Raw genomic sequence first — 15232 nt, 5'->3', positions numbered from 1 at the left:
CCCCGGGCCGGCACCGCGATCGGCATCCAGCTGCCGATCGTTGGCGTCCGCCACGGACAACGGTCACCGGCTTGACTTTTCAGATTCCACAGAATGGTTTTCGTGTTGACGCCCTCGATCGGGCCGTTGCTGTAGGGCAGGGTCAGACCAGCGATTGCAGCGTCGTGGTCTTGGTCGAGTCCGCGCAGAAACGGGTCGAGTTCGGTCAGCCCGGCCTCTCGGACCTGTTTCATCCACGTGTCGAGATCAGTGCCACGGCGCTCGACGAGGATCGCCGCGAACTCGCCGACGAGTCTGGCCAGATCCGTCATCTCCGGAGAGGATGCGAGAAGTTCGTCCAGGTGAGCGCGGCGCCCGGTGGGCAGATCGGTGGGCCGGCTCATGATCCAGGAGGTCAGCCGCCGTGGCGAGGGACTGAGTCGCTCGCTTTCGGCACGGCCCTGGTTGAGGTATTTGTGCAGCAGGTTGAGGCCGCCGGTGTAGCCGAGGGCCTTGATCTCGTTGAACAGGTGCAGCACTGGGACACCGGGTTGCTCTGCGCGACGTCGGCGGAGGTGGTCGCGGTAGGGGTCGACCAGGCAGGATCGGTATTGCGGCGGGCGGCGAAGCTGGTCGGGCTCGGCCGCTCGGGCGTAGCGCTTCACCGTGTTCAGCGACAACCCCAGCCGCCGTGCGCAATCGAGCAATCCGACTCCCTGATCGAGCAGGTTGTGCACCGCGTGCCAACGCTCCAAAGTGGTCGTCTCGCGGACCAGCGTCTGCCGTTTCGGCCCCACGGCCGCCCAGCATCGACCGTGTGCGGCCACAACCTTCTCCACTGACCGGGCCAGCCCGTGCCACAGATGCCAGCGGTCGCTGGCTTGCACCGCGCCGGGCAGGGCCCGCCGGATGGCCTCGGCGTAGGTGGCCGATCCGTCGCGCACGACGACCTCGACGGCGGGGTTATTGCGCAACCACGCCTCGAGTGTCTCGGACTTCCGGTCACCGAGGACGTCTATCCGTTCGTGGGTGACCGCGTCGATCAGCACTGTGCCGTAACGGTTTCGGCGACGCAGCGCGAAGTCGTCCACATTTACCACGCGAGGAACCGGCCGGTGCGGCAGCGGGATGCGTAGCAGCATCCGCACTGCGGTGGGGCGGGACATCCGCACCGGCAACACGGCCAGCAGCCGGACCGCGGCCCGCCCGGCCAACTCGCGCACCACCGCCCGCACGTGGCAGGTCAGCCGGGCGGTGCGGCGCTGGTAGCGTTCAAGCACTCCAGGGACTTGCTCACGGAAAGTCTTGCAGCACTGCAGTGTTGGGCAGGCTAACCGCCGGATCCGCACTCGGACGACGACCAGCCGGCCGTCGATCGGCAAGTCGGAAACGGTCCGGTTGTGATAGCTGTGAACCCTCACCGACCCAGCGCCGCACCGCGAGCACACGGCCGGACCGGGCCCCGTCCTAGCCGACACCACGATCCGGCTGCCCTCATCGACCACGTCCTCGACAACCAGCGGCGACAACCCTGAAAATACAAGTCCGACAGCGATATTCACCTCGGCCATCGAGGCATCGTGCCCTCACCCTGCTTCAGCTACCACCGGAAGTGAGCCAGAGCCGACTATCTGACAGTCCCTTTCAACCCGAGGCTCGCGGAATCAGCGGAACCATCGTGCCTATCATGAAGGTGGTAGCGACGCCGATCGGGGTGATAATCATTACCTTGATCTTCTTGGCTCGCGCTAAGGCCAGCGTCCGCTACGCCTGCGCGAAGCTACTATTCGCCACCGGAACATCTTTCACCTCTGCACCAGGGCCTTTCCTGGATTGGGCACGCCGCGCGGGCCTGCTCAGAGTAACCGGCGCTGCCTACCAGTTCCGGCACCAGAGCTACCAGCGATGGCTCGCCAGTCACAGCTAGTTGGTGGAACTTGGTCCGGGCCTGAGCCTGATTCAAATAGTCGATGCAAAATTCACAGGCCAGACTGGAAGAAATCTAGTATCGCCGTTTGTGTTTCAGCTTCGCTTTAACGCAAACGACAACATCAGTGACTAATTCTATCGTTAGCGAGTTTTGATGAGTATCCGACCGCGAGCAGGAACTCGCCACGGGCGATCACTAGCTGGCACCAGCTTGTAGTGACCGGAGGGTTGGTATGGGAAAACAGAAAAGTAAACGGCCCAAGCGGGAACGGCAGGTCGTTGTTGTTGGCGCGCTGCGTGGTCAGCCGGATTTGAAGAAGCTGGCGCTGGCGCTCATGAGCCACGTGCAGGCACAACGCGACATTGAGGCACGGGAACGCTGAATACCGTGGGGCTAGGTGAACGTGCCCCGAACAGGCTAGGCGACCTTGACGCTCCAATCACCAACGTGAGCAACAACATCCAGGGTTCCTCCGAGCGCGGCGATGTATTCGCGAACCAAGTCCATGGACGTGATCTTGCCGTGCTCGATCTGCGACACCCTGGCCTGCGAAACCCCCATCAGCTCAGCGACCTTGGCCTGCGTCACTCCGCACTGCTTGCGGAGTTCGGCGAGCTGGTGTCCGCGCTGCTCCGCGCGCATCTGCTCGCGGCTCTCATCTCGCGCTGCGATGCGCTCAGGGGAATCCCATGTCGGGTCGATTTCGCGAGCTCGACGCTTGGTCTCTTCCCAAGACACACCCTTCATGACTCCTCCTTCGTTGCTCGGTAGTCGTTATAGCGCTGTTCGGCGAGGGGGATCGCGTCTCGGTACCAACGATTCCACTGGCCGGTCTTGTCCCCGGCAACCAGGACGATCGCCTCCCGCGTCGGATCGAAGACGAACAGCATTCTGATCTCGGAACCTGGCGGGGTTCGAGGGCGAAGTTCTTTGAGGTTGTGTAGTGCCTTGCTGGACTGGATCCGGTCGACCAAAGGTCTTCCCAGCTCCGGTCCACGCTCGGCGAGCTCGTCCAGCGCTATCTCAATCTTGTCGGCGATCATCGGCTCGTTCTTCACCAGGTCAAGGAACCAGTCGTTGACTGGCTCTAGCAGCACAATGCCCCATCGCACGAGAAGATTATAACTAATCCTTATGCCCGTCGGGGGTTCGATGCAGCCTCAGAGACGTGCTGGGAATCGAACCGCGGTCGGTGCAAATCCGCAGGTACAGGCACCGTCCACCACCTGACTCGATCCAGCCATCGAAAAACGAAAACCCGCAGGTTGTTGACCTGCGGGTTCCCATCTTGTGGAGCTGCCGGGAATCGAACCCGGGTCCTCCGCCGCGTCTTCAGGGCTTCTCCGTGTGCAGTTCGCTAGGTCTCTACTCGGATCTCCGGGTCTCGCGAACAAGCTCGGATGACGATCCCAGTCGCTGTTGGATGTCCCATCCGACTCCGCGACCGAGCCGGACAGTAATTCCCTCTAGCTGATGCCAGTACCCGGGTCGAGGGACGAACCCGGACTGACAGAGACGCCTGCTACTTAGGCAGCGAGGGCGTACTCGCGCTGATTGGAATCGGCGCTTAATTGGTTGCAACGACGCTTACGGTGGTCTCTTGCCTGCACCGACACGCTTCCCCTAAATCTACGTACGCAGTCGAAACCGTTCAGCCCCGTACGTCCCGACACCTTGTCGGGCTAGTTACTTTAACACTCGGCCATGCCGCGTTCATTCCATTATCCATGCGGCGCGAATCACGCCTCCGACCTGCACGGATGCGATCGCACCGGGGCTGGCTCCGGCCTGCTACGCGAGTCGGCCAAGATCAACGGATGCTGTGACGGCATCGGCCCGGGAACGTTCCGCCATGAGTGCGCCTTGATCTCGGCAGGTGGCGAGCTCTGATTTGCTGGATGCGTGGACGGCGATCAGGCCGCCGCGATCAATCCGACCGACGCGAGCGCCAAAACCATCCCGAACTGCTGCTGTCGCCCGACCCGCTCCCCGAGTAGGACCATCGCCAGCAGGACGGTCGCGGCCGGGTACAGCGAGCCGATCACGCTGACCAGCGAGAGCAGCGAACCGTGGAATGCATACAGCAGCGCGGCATTCGCGATGGTGTCCAGCACCGCGATATAGGCCGCCAACCGCAATGGTTCACCGCGCAGCGGTCGCAACTCCCCCGCTGATAACGCGATGAGCCAGACCATCGGACTTGCGGCGCCGCGTTGGGCCAGCAGCGGCCAGACCCCGGCGCTCGCGTGAGTTTCGTGCAGGCACACGAAGGCGAGTCCGAAGGCCGCGCCCGAGCCGACGGTGAGCAGCGCGACTTTCCTGGTGAAGCGCAGCTTTCGCCCGCCGGTTATCTCTTCGGTGACGTCATCGGGCGACTCCCGGCTCACCAGGTAAACCGCGCCGAGCGCGAACACGATGCCGGCGATGGCGAGTGGACCCGGACGTTCGCCGATCAACAGACCGACCAGCACCGGAATTCCCGCGACCAACAAAGCGGTCAACGGCGACACCACCGCCATCGGGCCGCTGGCCAGCGCGGCATAGAACCACCACACCGCTAAGCCGCTCGCGACACCGGCGGCCAGTCCCCACAGCATCGATGCGGTGTCCGGGATTCCACCGACCAGTGGTAACAGCGCGAGGACGAATAGCGTCGACATCGGATAAGAGACGACAACGACGCGCAGGGCGGTCACCCGCCGTGACGCAACACCACCGAAGAAATCACTCACGCCATAGCCGACCGCCGCCACCAGCGCCAGTAGAACAGCGGTCAACGCATGCCTTTGATCCGCCGCCCCAATTCCCGGGTGACCTCGCGCTCAGCGGTGCGCTTGGCCAGATCCTGTCGCTTGTCGTAGTCCTGCTTACCCTTGGCGAGCGCGAGCTCGACTTTGACCTTGCCGTCGGAGAAGTACATCGATAGCGGCACCAATGTCTGGTTGCCCTCACGCGACTTGCCGACCAGCCGCTCGATCTCACGCTTGTGCAGCAGTAGCTTGCGCACCCGGCGCGGCGAATGGTTGGTCCAGGTGCCGTGGCTGAACTCGGGAATGTGCAGACCCCGCAGCCAGACCTCGCCGTTGTCGACGGTCGCGAAGGCGTCCACCAGCGAGGCCTTACCCTCGCGCAGACTCTTGACCTCGGTACCGACCAGCGCGATCCCGGCCTCGTAGATGTCCAGGATCGTGTAGTTGTGCCGCGCCCGGCGGTTGGTCGCGATGACCTTGCGCCCTTGTTCCTTCATAACGGTCAACTCTAGGTGACTCGGCAACCGGATTATTCCGTGCCTGTCGCGCTAGCCACCCGGCCGGACCGCGAGATACAGCAGCAGGACCGCGATGAAGGCCGCGACCAGCAATACCGTGGTCATGCGGGGTATGCCGCGCGGGCGCAGCGGTAACGGCGGGGTGCGGCGCAGCCACACCGATTCCACCGCGGGGTCATGGGTGCCGCGCCGATGCGGCGGCGGATCACCAGGGTCCGTGGACGGCGAGCCGCCCAGGTCGGGCCCGTCGTCGGTGGGGCCATCACCGGAATGCATATCTTGCACGCTAGCCGTGAAACCGGTTCGACGCCGCGCAATTTCATTGCGATTCAGGCAATTCGGCGCGCAAATGCCTCACTGGCACCACCGATCACGAGATCGACGGCTACTACCCCGGGTCGATGGTGCGCACGCATTGCCCGATCACGCGTTGCTCACTTCTCCGGCCAATACCGCGAGTACTCCTTCGCCGTACTTGGCCAGTTTGTTCTCGCCGACACCGCCGACCGTCGCGAGTTCGGACAGGCTCTCGGGCTTGCGTGCGGCGATCTCCCGGAGCGTCGCGTCGTGGAAGACGACGTAGGCGGGTACGCCCTGCTCCTTGGACGTCGCGGCCCGCCATTCACGCAGCTTCTCGAAGACCGGCACGTCCACGGAAGCCAGGTCGGCAGCTGGAGACTTGCCCTTGGCTGCCTTGGGTGTCCTGGCCGGTTTGACCGCACGCTCCGGTTCGCGGCGCAGTAGCACTTCGCGGCCGTCGAACAACACCTCGTTGCTGGCCTCGGTGAGGATGAGCACACCGTAGTCGCCGTGCACGGCGAGTAGTCCCTGTGCGAGCAATTGCCTTATGACACCGCGCCATTCGACATCGCGCAGATCAGTGCCGATGCCGAAGACCTTCAGCTCGTGGTGATCATGCTGCAGCACTTTGGGATTCGATTTGCCGAGCAGGATATCGACGATATGGCCCGCGCCGAAGCTCTGTCCGCGTTCGCGTTTCAGCCGCAGCACCGTCGAGAGCACCTTCTGTGCGGGCACGGTGCCGTTCCAAGTTTCCGGCGCGATCAGGCAGGTATCGCAATTGCCGCACGACTGTCCCGACTGTCCAAAGTAGGCCAGTAGCTGAGTTCGCCTGCAGGACACCGTTTCACACAGCGCGAGCATGGCATCCAGATGCAACTGCAATTGCCTGCGGTGAGTGGCGTCGCCGTCGGACGAGTCGATCATCTTGCGCTGCTGCACTACGTCGGCGAGTCCGTAGACCATCCACGCGGTCGACGGCAGGCCATCACGGCCCGCTCGCCCGGTCTCCTGGTAATAGCCCTCCACCGACTTGGGCAGATCGAGATGGGCAACGAAACGCACATCGGGCTTATCGATGCCCATGCCGAAGGCGATTGTCGCGACCACGACGAGGCCGTCCTCACGCAGGAACCGCGCTTGGTTGACCGTGCGAGTGCGCGTGTCGAGGCCCGCGTGATACGGAACCGCCTCGACGCCGTTCTCGGTGAGGAAAGCTGCGGTCTTCTCCACCGAATTGCGCGACAAGCAGTAGACGATGCCGGCGTCTCCGGCGTGCTCGGTTTTGATGAAGTCGAGCAGCTGCCGATCCGGCCGGTTCTTGGGTTCGATCCGGTACTGGATATTGGGCCGGTCGAAACTGGCGACGAAACGGCGGGCCGAGCCGAGGTCGAGCCGCTGGATGATTTCATCGCGGGTCTTCGCCGTCGCGGTCGCGGTGAGCGCGATGCGCGGCACATCCGGCCAGCGCTCGTGCAGCATCGACAGGGACAGATAGTCGGGTCGGAAGTCGTGGCCCCACTGGGAGACGCAGTGCGCCTCGTCGATGGCGAACAGCGCCACCTTGCCGCGATCCAGCAGCGCGGCGGTCGACTCCAGGCGCAAGCGCTCGGGCGCGAGATACAGCAGATCCAACTCCCCCGCGACGAACTGCGCCTCGACCATCCGCCGCTCATCCGGGAACTGCGTCGAGTTCAGGAATCCGGCGCGCACGCCGAGTGCGCTGAGTGCGTCCACCTGATCCTGCATCAATGCGATCAGTGGTGACACCACCACCCCGACGCCGGGCCGCACCAACGCGGGCACCTGATAGCACAGCGACTTACCGCCGCCGGTCGGCATGAGCACCAGCGCGTCTCCGCCGCCGACCACATGCTCGACGATCTCCCGCTGATCACCGCGGAAGCTGTCGTAGCCGAAAACCCGGCGTAGCACCTCTTGTGCCGCACCGGATTCGGCGACCGCGCCGTCGTTCGATACAGCCGCGAAAGCATCGGGGGATTCCACGCGGCCCATCCTACGAGCGCGGTCGGACAACGGAACTCCTACGTCAGCGCGGATCCCAGGTGATCGGCCGAGTTGCCCACATGTGGACAACCAATTTCGATCACCGCGCGGGGGTTCCCCTGACGGCCCCGCACAAGCTACATCGAGACCGTCAGCGCGAGTTGTCAGTCCCGGACGTAGTAACGCAACGTGCCATAGGCGGTGATCGCGGCAAACACGATGCCGAGCGGCGCGATGGTCAGTGAGACCAGCGCGATGTCCTCACCCGCGAGATGCGGGAAGACATTGCTGTTGAACAGCGCACCGAGCCCACGATTCACCACCAACGGTTGCGCGAGGAACAACCCGACGACCGCCAGAATCGACCCGGCCAAGGCCGCGACCACCGCTTCCAAAAGGAACGGCAACTGCGTGTACCAACGCGTCGCACCGACCATTCGCATGATGGCGACCTCCTCGCGTCGACTGAACGCCGCGATCTGCACCATATTCGCGATCAACAGCAACGCCGCCAACGCCTGCAACGCCGCCAACGCGAAGGCCGCGTTCCGCAGGCCGTCGAACACTCCGACCAGCCGGTCCACAGTGTCCTTGTCGTTGAGTACGCTCTGGATCCCGTCCTTACCGTTGAACGTCTGGTAGATCCGCGGGTATTGATCGGCATCGGTCATTTTCACGCGCAACGACGCGGGCAAGCGGGTGTCCTTGATCATGTCCAGCATTTCGGGCTGGTCCTTGAAGGTCACCTCGGTGGCTTCCTTCATCGCCTCGTCGCTGTTGACGAACTGGACCGAGACCACACCGTCGGTCTTCTTCAGATCCGACATCAGCTGCTGACACGGATTCAGCGAACAGTCCCGATCGCTCGCCGAAACCAGGTCGGTGAGGTAGAGCCGAATCTCGACCCGATCCATGAAGTAGTTCTGGGTCTTATCCGCGATTCGCAGCGCGAGCAGACCGCCGCCGAGCATGGTCAGCGATACCGCGGTGGTCAGGATCATCGCGATGGTCATGGTGACATTGCGACGCAGGCCGGTGAGGACCTCGTTGAACAGGAATCCAGCGCGCATTACCGGCCCACCCCGTAGACGCCGATCGCGTCGTCGCGGATCAGACGACCCCGGTCCAGCTCCACCACTCGCTTACGCATCGCGTCGACGATGTGATTGTCGTGGGTGGCCATCACCACGGTGGTACCGATGCGGTTGATCCGCTCCAGCAGCAGCATGATGTCGCCGCTGGTGTCGGGATCGAGGTTGCCGGTCGGCTCATCGGCGAGCAGCACCAGCGGGCGGTTCACGAAGGCCCGCGCGATCGCAACGCGCTGCTGCTCACCACCGGACAATTCGTGCGGTAGCCGATCGGCCTTACCGCCGAGCCCGACCATATCGAGCACCTCGGGGACGGTCCGGTCGATGAACTGGCGCCGCTTGCCGATCACCTCCAGCGCGAACGCCACATTCTGGGCGACGGTCTTCTGCTGCAGCAGCCGGAAGTCCTGGAAGACGCAACCCATGCGCTGACGCAACTTCGGCACCTTCCGGCCGGGCAGCCGGTCGACCTGGAAGTCGGCGACCCGGATCTCGCCCGCGGTCGGGGCCTCTTCCTTGAGCAGCAGTCGCATGAAGGTCGACTTGCCCGAACCGGACGGGCCGATGATGAAGACGAATTCGCCCTTGCCCACACCGACGGTGATGTTGTCCAGCGCGGGTCGCGTCGAGGTCTGATACGACTTGGTCACGTTCCGCATAGCGATCACGGTTGGTCAGTGTAACCAGCAACCGCCGCGCAGCCACCAGCTACATCATGGTCAATGACCGGGCGTAGCCGTATTCATTACCACGGGAACGGTATTGAGTTTTTCGGGCGATGTCACGATCGGTTGATCGGGCTTGACGAACAGGTACAACACGAACGTGGCGACCCATGATGCCATCAGGATCGCCGTGGATCTACGTGGTCTCACTGATTCCCTCCCGGCGCAATGCCGCGGCGACTCGCACCCGCAACTCGCGACCGACCTCGAACTGCTTGCCTGGCAATGTTCTGGCAACCATTCGAATATTCATCTGGTCCACTGTCAGATCTTCGACGCCCATCACGCTGGGCTCGTCGAGCAGCAGCGGCTTCAATCTGCGGTCCTCGTACGCCTTTGTACCGACCTCGTGCAGGATCTCGTTGATCCTGGTGATATCGACGCTGGCCGCAACCGGAACGTCGATCGCGGCGCGCGCCCAATCCTTCGACAGATTCGTCACTTTGACGATCTGCCCGTTGGGCACGGTGATCACCTCACCATCGGCATTGCGCAGTGTGGTGATCCGCAACGTGACGTCCTCGACCGTACCCTCGGCCTGCTCCGCGGATCCAGTAACAGCGATGCGAACCACATCACCAAATCCATACTGCCGCTCGGTAATCAGGAAAAATCCGGCAAGGATATCCTGCACGATCCGCTGTGCGCCGAAGCCGAGTGCGGCGCCGAGCACGGCCGCGGGCGCGACCAGACCGGTGACCGCGAAACCCATCCGCCGCAGCACTTCCATGCCGACCAGGACATAGACGACGGTCAGCACCACCCAGGTGACCACCTGGGCCAGCGCATGCCGATGTTTGGCCGCCTCGGAACGCACCAGTGCGTCGCTGCTGCGGAACCCGGCGTCGATCCTGCGGGTGATCCGATCCCGGATAAAGGTGGCGAAACGGCTGAACAGCGTCGCGCCGAGGAGCAGCAGGACGATCTCTAGACCGGCGGACCGCAGCCAGGTGGTGAAGTCGGTGGACGTGGAGAAGGCCTGGGGTACGTCCAACTAGCTCGCCTGCTCTCGCATTCGCCAACGAATTCCGGATTCGATGAAACCATCGATATCGCCGTCGAGCACGGCAGTCGGATTGTTGACTTCGTAGTTGGTGCGCAGATCCTTGACCATCTGGTACGGATGCAGCACGTAGGAGCGCATCTGGTTGCCCCAGGACGCACCCTCATTGGTCTTGAGCGCATCCATTTCGGCGCGCTCCTCCTGCCGCTTGCGTTCCAGCAGTTTGGCTTGCAGCACCCGCATGGCCGAAATCTTGTTCTGCAGCTGGGATTTCTCGTTCTGACAGGTCACGACGATGCCGGTCGGGATATGTGTGAGCCGGACCGCGGAGTCGGTGGTGTTGACGCTCTGGCCGCCGGGACCCGAGGAACGGTAGACGTCCACGCGGATCTCGCCCTCGGGAATTTCGATGTGGTCGGTGGTTTCGACCACCGGTAGCACCTCGACCTCGGCGAAGGAGGTCTGGCGGCGGCCCTGATTGTCGAACGGGCTGATGCGGACCAAGCGGTGCGTGCCCATTTCCACCGAGAGGGTGCCGTAGGCATACGGTGATTTCACCGCGAAGGTGGCGCTCTTGATGCCCGCCTCTTCGGCGTAGGAGGTGTCGTAGACCTCAACCGAGTACTTGTGCCGGTCCGCCCAGCGGATATACATGCGCATCAGCATTTCGGCCCAGTCAGCGGCGTCCACACCGCCCGCGCCGGAGCGGATATTGACCAGCGCCTCACGCTTGTCGTACTCGCCGGAGAGCAGGGTGCGGACCTCCATGGCCTCCATATCGCTGTGCAGCGTGGCCCGCTCGGCATCGGCATCGGCGAGCGCGGCCACCCGAGCCTCGCCCTCCTCTTCCTCGGCCAATTCGTATAGAACAGACAGATCGTCGAGGCGCTGGCGCAGTTCCTCGACCCTGCGCAACTCGCTCTGAGCGTGCGACAGCTCACTGGTGACCTGCTGCGCGTGCTCCTGGTTGTTCCACAGATCGGGATCGGCGGCCTGGTGCTCGAGTTCATCGATCCGTCGACGCAGCTCCTCGACATCGAGGACCGACTCGACGGTCTTCAGTGTGGCGTCGAGTTCGGCGAGGTCAGCGGAGACGTCAGGATGCACGATGCTCAAGCCTACTGGGCGGGGTGCAGACGGTGAAACACGCGGTGCTGCGCGGGTGCCGTCCTCAGCCGGAGACGGCACGCAGCCCGCCTGGGCGGCGACCGGCGAGGGCGTCGAGGGCGGTCGCGGTGGCGTCATCGGCGGGAAGGTAGACGATGAGCTGCTGGTCGTCGTCGGCGGAGAGTTCGAGGGTTTCGTAGGTGAGCCGGAGGTTGCCCGCCTCGGGATGGGCGAGGCGGGTGGTGCCGGTGGCGGCGGCGAGGCTGGGGACGGATTCGACCCGACGGGTGAACTCGGCACCTGCGGCTACGGTGAGTTCGTCGGCCAAAGCGGCGATGTGTGGGTCGCTGCGGAACGGACCCTGTTTCAATGCGGCGACCAGTTCGTCGGCGAGGTGGTCCCAGTCCGGATAGGCGGTGCGGGCCCGCGGGTCGGTGAAGGCGAACAGAGCGAGATTGGCGCGGTGTTCGTTGTGGAGCAGTCCGATCGGCGCCATCAGGCGTTGGTATCCCTCGGTCCAGGCGAGCACCTCGCGCAGTCGGTTGACGACCAGCGCGGGCGCGGGTTCCAGGCGATCGAGGATGGCGCGGACCGCGGGACGCACCTCACGCGGCGGTTGTGCACCGCCCATGCAGCTGAATCCCGGATCAGCGCCCTTGGTGAGACGGTGCAGGTGGATGCGTTCGCTCGGCGTCAAGGCGAGGGCGTCGGCGAGTGCGGACAGCACCGGCGGTGAGGGGCGGCGGTCACGACCCTGCTCGAGGCGTGTGATGTATTCCACGCTCACGCCCGCCAGGGTTGCCAGTTCAGCGCGACGCAGGCCGGGGGTTCGACGACGCGGTCCGGTGGGCAGGCCGACCTCGGCCGGTGTCACCGCCTCGCGGCGGGTGCGCAGAAAAAGGCCCAACTCGTTGTCGCTCACTCCTCGACGGTACAAGCGCGACCGGCGCCGAGGGTGTCCCTGCCACTACCACTCTTCGTGCGGCCTTCCTGGTGTTGCCGCCGGGCAGCAAATTGGGACTCGAACAATTTCCGATCGAAGGAGAACACCATGTCCTTGAAGCTCGCGGTGATCATCGGCAGCGTCCGGGAGGGACGCTTCGCGCCGACCGTGGCCAACTGGTTCGTCGAGGAGGCCGCCCGGCACGGACAATTCGAGATCGACCTGATCGATCTTGCCGAGGCCGACCTGCCATTGGCACTGCCCGCCGTTTCCCCGGCGATGAACCCCGATCCGGAACGCCCGGCCGGGATGTCCGACCTCACTAGGCGGCTCGGTGAAGCGGACGCTTTCGTCATCCTCACTCCGGACTACAACCGCAGCTACCCGGCCGCGCTGAAGGCTGCCATCGACTGGCACTTCACCCAATGGGACAGCAAGGCAATCGGTTTCGTCGGCTACAGCGGTGGGAGCGGGGGCCTGCTCGCCATCGAGCACCTGCGTCAGGTCTTCAACGAACTCAATGCTCACACCGTTCGCAATTACGTCAGCTTCCCCCGCTACTACCTGCTCTTCGATGCCGAAGGCAAGCTCCGCGAGCCGACGGAACCCGCGTCCGCCGCGCAGGCCATGCTCGACCAACTCCACTGGTGGGCAAATGCCCTCGCCGCCGCCCGCTCCGTCTCCGCTGCCGCATAGCTTGTGGTATCTCGAACAGTGCGCCGTCGGCACTGCTTTTGCGGCAGCGGGGATGCGTCTGGCGGGGCAGGGTGTGGGCGATAGGGTTCGAGGGTGACTGATTACTCCTCCGATCTCGAACTCGCCCTGCGGTTGGCCGATCAGGCCGATGGGATTACCCGTGCGCGGTTCGGGGCGTTGGATTTGCGGGTCGATTCGAAGCCGGATCTGACGCCGGTGTCGGATGCGGATCTGGCGGTGGAGAAGGCGATACGCCAGGTCCTCGGGCAGGAGCGCCCCGGGGATTCGGTGCTCGGTGAGGAGTTCGGCGGTGACGTCGAGTTCAGCGGGCGGCAGTGGGTGATCGATCCGATCGATGGCACCAAGAACTTCGTGCGGCGGGTGCCGATTTGGGCGACGTTGATCTCGCTGCTCGAAGACGGCGTTCCGGTGGTCGGTGTGGTCAGCGCCCCCGCATTGGCGCGGCGGTGGTGGGCGTCGGCCGGTTCCGGCGCCTGGGCCAGCATCGATTCCGATGCGCCGAAACCGATTTCGGTCTCCGCGGTCAGTGAGCTCGGCTCGGCGAGCCTCGCCTTCTCCAGCCTGTCGGGCTGGCGCGAACGCGGTCTGCGGGAGAAGTTCCTCGACCTCACCGACGCGGTGTGGCGGGTCCGCGGCTACGGCGACTTCTTCACCTACTGCCTGCTCGCCGAGGGCGCGGTCGATATCGCCACCGAACCCGAAGTCTCCCTGTGGGACCTGGCCGCCCTCGACATTCTCGTCCGCGAAGCAGGCGGCCGCTTCACCTCCCTCTCCGGCACCCCCGGCCCCCACAACGGCGACGCCATAGCCACCAACTCGCTACTCCACGACGCTGTCCTCACCCGCTTGAACTGAGCTTCGAGAATGTATTGGGGGCGGCAAACGAGTGGCCCCACCACCAGTGCATTCTCAGCGGCTGCTGGCGCGCCGGATGAATCATTCGTCGGGCAGCTACTGGCCGATGCGCTTGTCGATCATCCAGTGCGCGAGGCGATCACGCGGGTTGGCGATGTCGGCGGCATCGGTCGGGGGTGGCCGCGATCGTCTCTGCGGGTGCTAGCGAGTCACGTTCGGGCGCAGTCGCTTTCCTATCGCCTGGAATCGGCGGGGGTCAGGTCGATGCCTGCGGGTGGACGTAGTCGACGCAGGGTTCCGTCCATGCTTGTGACGAACAGCGCCCACCCATTACCGTCGCGAGCGATCCGCACGGAAGTGGCGCCGTCCGGTGGATTGCGTATCGGGCCGGGTTTGATCAGGCCGGTGATGATCGTGCAGCCCGCGCCGGTGGCCGGGTCGATCTGAAAGACCGCGCCTTGGATGTGGTCGGCGACGAAGAGTTGGCCCGCGCGGGTCGCTTCCATATCGTCGAGCAGCGCAACCAGATCGGGAGCACCGGCGACGACCGTCGCGTTATCGGGATCATCGAGTTGAACCCGGAAGACGCGCAGGGTCATATTGTCGGTGTAGATCGAGTTGCCGTCGGGGGCGAGCGCCAGCCCGTTGGTCCATGGCAGGTTGGACCAGGTCTCGGTGTACTCCCCCGTCGACGGCCGATACCGCGAGATGCCGGTCGGCGGGCCGGTGATGCCGATGGTGGCGAATACCAGGTCGCCGTCGGGCAATTCGAGCAGTCCGTTCGGACCGTTCAGCTCGGTGAGCAGAATCGTCACCGCATGGGTGTCGATGTCATAGCGCTGCAAGGTGCCCGGCGACTCCGCCAAACCATCGCCGGTGACGAAGTACACGGACCGTCCGACAACCCGCACGCCCGCAGGGTGATCCAGACCGGTCACCAGCTTCTCGAACTTGCCCGCGGCATCAATATGAGCCAGGTACCCGTCGAGGATTCCGGTGACATAGAAACCGCCGGACCCGTCGGTATCGAGATTCTCCAGATTGCCGACCCCGCTGACGATCGTCGAGACGTCCCACCCATCCGCACATGATCCGGACGGCGTCTGCGCCTCGGCCGTCCCCCCAGACAAGATGCCCGCCGTAATCGCCGCGGTCAGCAGCGTTGCCCTCAATCGCCGACTCCGCGGCCGTCTTGCCATGCGGCACAACCTAACAGCCGCGCTGGAATGTTGCCCGGGACGGACAGTCCGCCCCGGGCGACTCGACTCACGGAATGAACAGCGTCGCGATCATATTGAGGACCCCGG

At 64.2% G+C, this 15232-nt stretch carries 17 protein-coding genes and 1 other RNA gene; 4 read left to right on the top strand and 14 right to left on the bottom strand.

Annotated elements, in window-relative coordinates; all coding sequences use genetic code 11:
• The coding region (locus ACIBJI_RS34055) for an ISL3 family transposase (RefSeq protein WP_397087331.1) at positions 1–1550 on the bottom strand (1550 nt) is incomplete at its 3' end.
• Positions 1551–1666: 116 nt separating this feature from the next.
• Between ACIBJI_RS34055 and ACIBJI_RS34050 the strand changes: the two genes are divergently transcribed.
• Complete coding sequence (locus tag ACIBJI_RS34050; RefSeq protein WP_364345100.1) at positions 1667–1906, top strand: hypothetical protein; 240 nt, start codon at positions 1667–1669, stop codon at positions 1904–1906.
• 235 nt (positions 1907–2141) lie between these two features.
• Entirely contained in the window at positions 2142–2291 is a 150-nt protein-coding gene (locus ACIBJI_RS34045) for a hypothetical protein (protein WP_364345102.1), read from the top strand.
• Positions 2292–2326: 35 nt separating this feature from the next.
• Here ACIBJI_RS34045 and ACIBJI_RS34040 read toward each other — a convergent pair whose 3' ends face one another.
• From ACIBJI_RS34040 to ACIBJI_RS33985, 12 genes are all read right to left on the bottom strand, one after another.
• Positions 2327–2656, bottom strand: coding sequence for a helix-turn-helix transcriptional regulator (locus tag ACIBJI_RS34040; RefSeq protein WP_364345104.1), 330 nt, complete (start codon positions 2654–2656; stop codon positions 2327–2329).
• Positions 2653–3021 (bottom strand): type II toxin-antitoxin system RelE/ParE family toxin, encoded by a 369-nt coding sequence (locus ACIBJI_RS34035; RefSeq protein ID WP_364345106.1) that lies wholly within the window; start codon positions 3019–3021, stop codon positions 2653–2655. The genes ACIBJI_RS34040 and ACIBJI_RS34035 overlap by 4 nt, the downstream gene beginning before the upstream one ends.
• Before the next feature lie 176 nt (positions 3022–3197).
• Positions 3198–3568: a transfer-messenger RNA gene (gene ssrA / locus ACIBJI_RS34030) on the bottom strand.
• A gap of 254 nt (positions 3569–3822) precedes the next feature.
• Positions 3823–4686, bottom strand: coding sequence for an EamA family transporter (locus ACIBJI_RS34025; RefSeq protein ID WP_397087328.1), 864 nt, complete (start codon positions 4684–4686; stop codon positions 3823–3825).
• Positions 4683–5156 carry an SsrA-binding protein SmpB gene (gene smpB / locus ACIBJI_RS34020; protein WP_227996102.1) on the bottom strand — a complete coding sequence of 158 codons (474 nt, stop codon included), beginning with the start codon at positions 5154–5156 and terminating at the stop codon, positions 4683–4685. Before smpB ends, ACIBJI_RS34025 begins: the two co-directional genes overlap by 4 nt.
• Before the next feature lie 51 nt (positions 5157–5207).
• Positions 5208–5453: a hypothetical protein gene (locus ACIBJI_RS34015; RefSeq protein WP_364345111.1), complete on the bottom strand. Its 246-nt coding sequence runs from the start codon at positions 5451–5453 to the stop codon at positions 5208–5210.
• 147 nt (positions 5454–5600) lie between these two features.
• Positions 5601–7484, bottom strand: a complete 1884-nt coding sequence (gene recQ / locus ACIBJI_RS34010) for a DNA helicase RecQ (protein WP_396958685.1) — start codon at positions 7482–7484, stop codon at positions 5601–5603.
• Positions 7485–7648: 164 nt separating this feature from the next.
• Positions 7649–8554, bottom strand: coding sequence for a permease-like cell division protein FtsX (gene ftsX / locus ACIBJI_RS34005; protein WP_364345115.1), 906 nt, complete (start codon positions 8552–8554; stop codon positions 7649–7651).
• Positions 8554–9234 (bottom strand): cell division ATP-binding protein FtsE, encoded by a 681-nt coding sequence (ftsE, locus tag ACIBJI_RS34000; protein WP_373864755.1) that lies wholly within the window; start codon positions 9232–9234, stop codon positions 8554–8556. The genes ftsX and ftsE overlap by 1 nt, the downstream gene beginning before the upstream one ends.
• Before the next feature lie 202 nt (positions 9235–9436).
• On the bottom strand, positions 9437–10294 hold the full coding sequence (locus ACIBJI_RS33995; protein WP_364345118.1) for a mechanosensitive ion channel family protein: 858 nt from the start codon (positions 10292–10294) through the stop codon (positions 9437–9439).
• Complete coding sequence (gene prfB, locus ACIBJI_RS33990) at positions 10295–11410, bottom strand: peptide chain release factor 2 (protein ID WP_364345120.1); 1116 nt, start codon at positions 11408–11410, stop codon at positions 10295–10297.
• Between the two features lie 64 nt (positions 11411–11474).
• Positions 11475–12332, bottom strand: a complete 858-nt coding sequence (locus tag ACIBJI_RS33985) for a helix-turn-helix transcriptional regulator (RefSeq protein ID WP_364345122.1) — start codon at positions 12330–12332, stop codon at positions 11475–11477.
• Between the two features lie 129 nt (positions 12333–12461).
• Between ACIBJI_RS33985 and ACIBJI_RS33980 the strand changes: the two genes are divergently transcribed.
• Positions 12462–13049, top strand: coding sequence for an NAD(P)H-dependent oxidoreductase (locus ACIBJI_RS33980; RefSeq protein ID WP_364345124.1), 588 nt, complete (start codon positions 12462–12464; stop codon positions 13047–13049).
• Between the two features lie 93 nt (positions 13050–13142).
• Positions 13143–13925 (top strand): histidinol-phosphatase, encoded by a 783-nt coding sequence (hisN, locus tag ACIBJI_RS33975; protein ID WP_396958686.1) that lies wholly within the window; start codon positions 13143–13145, stop codon positions 13923–13925.
• Positions 13926–14158: 233 nt separating this feature from the next.
• On the opposite strand, the gene ACIBJI_RS33970 is transcribed toward hisN, so the two are convergent.
• Positions 14159–15097: an SMP-30/gluconolactonase/LRE family protein gene (locus tag ACIBJI_RS33970; protein WP_364345128.1), complete on the bottom strand. Its 939-nt coding sequence runs from the start codon at positions 15095–15097 to the stop codon at positions 14159–14161.
• Positions 15098–15232 lie beyond the last annotated feature (135 nt).

It is taken from the genome of Nocardia sp. NPDC050408, from assembly GCF_044458905.1.
Lineage (GTDB): Bacteria > Actinomycetota > Actinomycetes > Mycobacteriales > Mycobacteriaceae > Nocardia.
This window is presented reverse-complemented; position numbering and strand designations above follow the sequence as displayed.